The organism is Streptomyces sp. NPDC058045 (assembly GCF_042885635.1).
Lineage (GTDB): Bacteria > Actinomycetota > Actinomycetes > Streptomycetales > Streptomycetaceae > Streptomyces.
Genome location: NZ_JBHVRR010000047.1, coordinates 38,146 through 44,036, shown reverse-complemented (window position 1 = coordinate 44,036; position 5,891 = coordinate 38,146). Strand labels below are relative to the sequence as shown.

Sequence of the window (5,891 nt, the reverse complement as noted above, 5' to 3'; positions counted from 1 at the left end):
CCGCCCCTTTTGTGATGTTGGGTGCGCCCCCCCTCAACCCAATAGCGGGTAGGGGGGGGGGGGGGGGGGGGGGGGGGGTGGGGGTTGGGCCCGCCCCCGCCTGGGGGGCGCCACAGCCCGTCACTTCACCATCTGCCGACTTCCTTCGGCAGCGGGTGCCGGATGTCAGCCGTTGCGCTTCCAGCGCGGCTTGTCCTCACGACGGCCACCGCCGAAGGAACCGGTCCCCCGGTGGTCGTCCCGGCGGCCGTACGGGCGGTCGTGCCCACCGGAGCGGCGGTCGTCCCGGCGCACACCCGGCCGGTCGTCCCGGCGGTCGCGGTTGAACGGCCGGTCACTGCCCCGGTGCCCACCACGCTCGTCGCGGCGGAAGCCACCGCGGTCGTCACGACGGTCACGGTTGAACGGCCGGTCATCGCGACGCTCATCCCGGCGGAAGCCGCCACGGTCATCACGACGCTCCTCCCGGCGGAAACCACCGCGGTCGTCCCGACGCTCGTCACGACGGTCACGGTTGAACGGCCGGTCGTCCCGGCGCTCGTCACGACGGAAGCCACCGCGGTCGTCCCGACGCTCGTCGCGGCGGAAGCCACCGCGGTCGTCGCGACGGTCACGGTTGAACGGCCGGTCATCACGACGCTCATCACGGCGGAAGCCGCCACGGTCGTCCCGACGCTCGTACGAACGACCACCGCGGTCGTCCCGACGCTCGTCGCGGCGGAAGCCACCACGGTCATCGCGACGGTCACGGTTGAACGGCCGGTCATCGCGACGCTTGTACGAGGACTGCTCGGGGCGGGACTCGGCCGGGGCCTGGGCGGCCGGGGCCGTCGGGGCCTGGGCCGCCGCGGTCTCGGTCTCGGTGCCGGACTCGGGGAGCACCAGCTCGCCGGCCTGTGCCGGTACCGCCACCTCGGCGGTCGCCGCCACCGCGGCCTCTGGGTCTTCGCCGCGCTCGCGGGCGGCCCGCGCGGTCAGCCGGTCGGCCTCCTCGCGCAGCTCGGTGGCCCGGCGCTGCGCCCGGTCCAACTGCTTGCTCAGGTCCTGCACATCGCGCTCGGCCTGCTTGGCCGCGTTGCCCGCGGACTCGGCCTGCACCTCGGTCATCGACCGGGCGCCGGTGATCTCCGCGACCTCCGGGTCGAAGGCGCCGCCCCCGCCGACGATGTGCCGCGAGGCGTCCACGCCCGCGTCCTCCATCAGCCGGAAGATCTGCCGCCGCTGGTGCGGCAGGGCCAGCGAGACAACGGTGCCGGAACGGCCGGCCCGCGCGGTACGGCCCGAGCGGTGCAGGTAGTCCTTGTGGTCACCGGCCGGGTCCACGTTCAGCACCAGGTCGATGTCGTCGACGTGGATACCGCGCGCGGCGACGTCCGTGGCGACCAGCACGTTCACATAGCCGTCCTTGAAGTCGGACAGGGTGCGGGTGCGGGCGCCCTGCGTCATACCGCCGTGCAGCGCGTCCGCCCGCACACCGGCCTCGACGAGCTGCTCGGCGACCCGGTCGGCGCCGAGCTGGGTGCGCACGAAGATGATGGTGCGGCCCTTGCGCGCGGCGATCGCGGCGGTCACCGGCGCCTTGTCGCGCGGCTTCACGATCAGGATGTGGTGGGTCATGGTGGTGACCGCACCGGCCGAGGGGTCGACCTCATGGGTGACCGGGGCGTTGAGGTAGCGCTTGACGAGGGTGTCGATCTCGTTCTCAAGGGTGGCCGAGAACAGCATCCGCTGGCCGCCGGCCGGGACCTGGTCGAGCAGTTCGGTGACCTCGGGCATGAAGCCCAGGTCGGCCATCTGGTCGGCCTCGTCCAGGACGGCGATCTGCACGCTGTCGAGCGAGCAGGCACCGCGGTTGATGATGTCGCGGAGTCGGCCGGGGGTGGCGACGAGGATGTCGACGCCCTTCTCCAGCGCGTAGATCTGGTTGCCCATGGACGTACCGCCGCAGACGACCTTCATCTTCAGGCCGAGGACGTCGCCGTAGGGCTGGAGGGCGTCCGCGACCTGCATGGCCAGCTCGCGGGTCGGGGTGAGGATGACACCCCGCGGGTGCTTCTTCGCGGTGTGGCCGCCGGCCAGGGTGGACAGCAGCGGCAGACCGAAGGAGAGGGTCTTGCCGGAGCCGGTGCGGCCGCGGCCCAGGATGTCCCGGCCGGCGAGCGCGTCCGGGATGGTCGCCGCCTGGATCGGGAACGGGGTGGTCACACCGTTCTGCGCGAGCTTGCGGACGACGCCCTCGGGCAGGCCCAGATCAGCGAAGGTGACGGCGGGGGCCGCTGATTCGGGGGCCTCGGCGGGCTCCGTGGCCTCGGCGGGCTCCGTGGCCGCGTCGGTGACCGCCCCTGCTGCGACGGCCTCCGCGGCGGCGGTGACGGCCTCGTCGGCAGCGGATTCGGGCAGGGCGATCTGGTCAGGACTGGAAACGGACATGCAGATGTGAACCTTCCGGAGTTATCGGCAGCACGCGCCCAAACTCCGTGAAGTCATCTTCAACCGCCTCGATGCGGTCAGCCACGGCAAGGGAGAGTACGCGCCACGCTCGGGGCGCTCTCGGTTCCCGTGAGAGGAGATCTCGCTGAGGAATGCGCGCCAGGCAAATGGGATCAAACGATCTACCACCATACGCACCCCCCACCCCCGAGCGCAAACCGGTTCCCGCGGACCGTGAGCACGTCCGGCACCGGGGATCAGACGGCGGCGCCCGCGCACGGTGACGGCTCCGCCTCCCGGAGCGCGGGGCCGGGAGCGCGGCCGGCGGCCGAGGGGGACGCCCCGGCGTGCGGGGCCGTGTCCGCGGTGCCGGTGCCGCCCGGTACGGAGGCGGATCGCGGTACCCCGTCCGGGATCGAGGGAGACCCGGGGAGGCCCGGCCCGGTACCGGTACCCGGACCGGTGCTGGTCGGCGTGGCATCCGTCGGCCGGGGTGACTCGGTCGGGGTCGGCACCTCCGTCGGACCGGGCGACGCGGAGTCCGAGCCCCCGGGCGAGGGCGTACCGCTCCCCCCGGGCGCGGGTGAACCGGAACCGTCCCCGGGCACCCCGCCGCCCGCGCCCGAACCACCTGAACCACCTGAACCACCCGCGCCGGAACCGGAGTTGGAGCCGGTACGGGAGCCGGAGCCGTCGGAGCCGTGTCCGGGACCGGTGCCCGCGCGCCCCGCCCCGTCCCGCCGCCCGCCGGACCCCGTACCGGCCGCCGTACCGCCCACTGTCACCCCGTCCGCCGCGGGGCCGCCCTGGGGTGCGCTGCCGCCGTCCGGGACCGCGGCGCCGCTGGACGACGGGGAACGATCGGGCCGCGGTCCGCCCCCGTCGTCCTCGTGCCCCACGCTCATACAGCCTGCCGCGCCGGCCGCCGCCAGTACGGTCGCGGCCAGCCGGACGGGAACGTTCAAGCAGCGCACGTAAGCCACCTCCGGGACACGGTTCGCTGACGGCCCTGCCCAACTCCCGCGCCCCGCACGAGGACACGCCCGCCCCGGCCTCCCACACCACCCCTTCACGACCACCCCGGCGCCCGGCCGCTCAACTCCCCTGCACCCACCGCCCGTTGACCGTCACCCTCACCCGTACCCCAGTGCGTGCAGCCGCTCGTCGCCGATGCCGAAGTGGTGGGCGATCTCATGCACCACCGTCACCTCGGTCTCCTCGACGACCTCCTCCCGCGAGCCGCACATCCGCAGGGTGGGCCCCCGGTAGACGGTGATGCGGTCCGGCAGTACGCCCGCGTACCACTCGCCGCGCTCGGTCAGCGGGGTGCCCTCGTAGAGGCCGAGCAGCTCGGGGTCGGACGGGTCCGGCTCCTCCTCCACGAAGACGGCCACGTTGTCCATCAGCCGGGTGAGTTCCGGTGGGATCCGGTCCAGCGCCTGCGCGACCAGCTCCTCGAACTCCTCCCGCGTCATCTCCAGCACCCGGCCTCCTCGCCACCGCACACCCCCGGTTCGCCCCGGCTCACCGCCATTGTCGGCCACCCGCCCACCGTCGGCCCCCGCATAACCACCCACACTCCGGGGCATACGGGACCAATGGCCCGCGACCACGCAGCCACCCGAGCCCTCCGCCGTCTCGCCGCCCGCCTCTCCCCCGCGCGCCGCGCTCCCGGCGGACGTCTCGACGCGCCGGCCGTCGCCACGGTCACCGACGAGGGGCCGCTGCGGCGTCTGCTGCACGCCCTGGGCCTGGCCGGTGTGGTCCTGCTCGGCGCCTGGCTCGGACTGCTCGCCGCCGGCGGCGTGCGCACACCGGTCGGGCCGATGGACACCCGGATGACGCTGCGGCCCTCCCTCACCGGCGGCACCAAGATCAACGTGTCCCCGCTCGGCGCCCTGGAACTCCGCTCCCACACCGCCCCCCTCCGCCTGGACGTGGACGTCGACCGGCTCGACCCGGCCCGCTCCGGAGTCCTGGTCCAGCACCCGGAACGCTTCTCCGGGCTCCAGGCCGAAGTCACCCGCGACGTCGAGCACGGCACCCGCGATCTGGCGCTGCGCTCCACCCTCGCCACGGTCACCGGCGCCACCGCGCTCGGCCTCCTCGTGTACCGCACCCCGCGCCGCGCCCTCGCCTCCGGCGGTCTCGCCCTCGCCCTGCTCGCCGCCTCCGGCACCACCGCCTACGCCACCTGGAACCCGAACTCCGTCCTCGAACCGAAGTTCTCCGGCCTGCTCGGCAGCGCCCCCTCGGTGGTCGGCAACGCCCGCAGCATCGTCACCGAATTCGACGTCTACCAGAAGGAGTTGGCCCGCCTCGTCACCAACGTCACCAAGCTGTACGACGTCACCTCCACCCTCCCCGCCTACCGCCCCGACCCCACCACCATCCGCGTCCTGCACGTCTCCGACATCCACCTCAACCCGGCGAGCTGGCACATCATCGCCTCCCTGGTGAAGCAGTACGACATCGATGTGATCGTGGACTCCGGCGACACCATGGACCACGGCACCGCCGCCGAGAACGGCTTCCTCGACCCGGTACCGCACCTCGGCGCCCCCTACGTCTGGGTCCGCGGCAACCACGACTCCCGCGCCACCCAGGCCCACCTCGCCCGGATGAAGAACGTCCATGTCCTCGACGACGGGCGGGCCGTCACCGTCGCCGGGGTCCGCTTCGCCGGGATCGGAGACCCGCAGTACACCCCGGACCGCTCCGCCCGCCCCGGCGGCGACGCCGCGGAACACCTCGCCGGCGCCCGCCTCGCCTCCGCCCTCCGCGACCAGAAGGCCGCCGGGACCCCGGTGGACGTGGCCGTCGCCCATGAGCCCACCGCCGCCCGGGAGACCGACGGCACGGTGCCCCTGGTACTCGCCGGGCACCTCCACCACGAGGACATGGAGGTCCTCCCCCTCGGCACCCGGCTGCGCACCGAGGGCTCCACCGGGGGCAGCGGACTGCGCGCCGTCGAGGGCCGCCACCCCGACCCGATCGAGGCGTCCGTGCTCTACCTGGACCGCCCCGGCCACCGCCTCCAGGCCTGGGACCAGATCCGGCTCGGCGGGCTCGGCCTGTCCACCGCCGAGGTCAGCCGCCACCTCCCCAAGGAGAACCAGCCCGGCGCCGACGGCACCACCTCCCCGCCCGCCACCCCTCCGCACTGACCCCCGCCGGTCCCCCGCGGAAACCGTTTTGGCGATCCCTCCCGCCATCCCATATGCTTCTCCACGTCCCCGACGCGCTGCGAAGCGCCCAGGCGGGCCGATAGCCCTCATCGTCTAGCGGCCTAGGACGCCGCCCTTTCAAGGCGGTAGCACGGGTTCGAATCCCGTTGGGGGCACGCAACACCACGTGGGGGACTTCGGTCCCGCACCGCGCAAGGTCCTGTGGAGCAGTTTGGAGTGCTCGCCACCCTGTCAAGGTGGAGGCCGCGGGTTCAAATCCCGTCAGGACCGCTG

3 protein-coding genes and 2 tRNA genes are annotated in these 5,891 nt (G+C 73.6%); 3 read left to right on the top strand and 2 right to left on the bottom strand.

The genetic code is table 11. The features are described 5' to 3' along the window. Window positions 1–165: 165 nt before the first annotated feature. Together ACFVST_RS23740 and ACFVST_RS23735 are read right to left on the bottom strand one after the other, a co-directional pair. On the bottom strand, window positions 166–2,430 hold the full coding sequence (locus ACFVST_RS23740; protein ID WP_390155439.1) for a DEAD/DEAH box helicase: 2,265 nt from the start codon (window positions 2,428–2,430) through the stop codon (window positions 166–168). Between the two features lie 1,133 nt (window positions 2,431–3,563). After that, window positions 3,564–3,914: a metallopeptidase family protein gene (locus ACFVST_RS23735; RefSeq protein ID WP_390155437.1), complete on the bottom strand. Its 351-nt coding sequence runs from the start codon at window positions 3,912–3,914 to the stop codon at window positions 3,564–3,566. 114 nt (window positions 3,915–4,028) lie between these two features. On the opposite strand from ACFVST_RS23735, the gene ACFVST_RS23730 reads away from it, so the two are divergent. The 3 genes from ACFVST_RS23730 (at window position 4,029) to ACFVST_RS23720 (ending at window position 5,888) form a co-directional block, all read left to right on the top strand. After that, window positions 4,029–5,597: a metallophosphoesterase gene (locus ACFVST_RS23730; protein ID WP_390155435.1), complete on the top strand. Its 1,569-nt coding sequence runs from the start codon at window positions 4,029–4,031 to the stop codon at window positions 5,595–5,597. 103 nt (window positions 5,598–5,700) lie between these two features. Beyond that, a tRNA-Glu gene (locus ACFVST_RS23725) sits at window positions 5,701–5,773 on the top strand. 40 nt (window positions 5,774–5,813) lie between these two features. After that, window positions 5,814–5,888: transfer RNA gene (locus tag ACFVST_RS23720), tRNA-Asp, on the top strand. Window positions 5,889–5,891 lie beyond the last annotated feature (3 nt).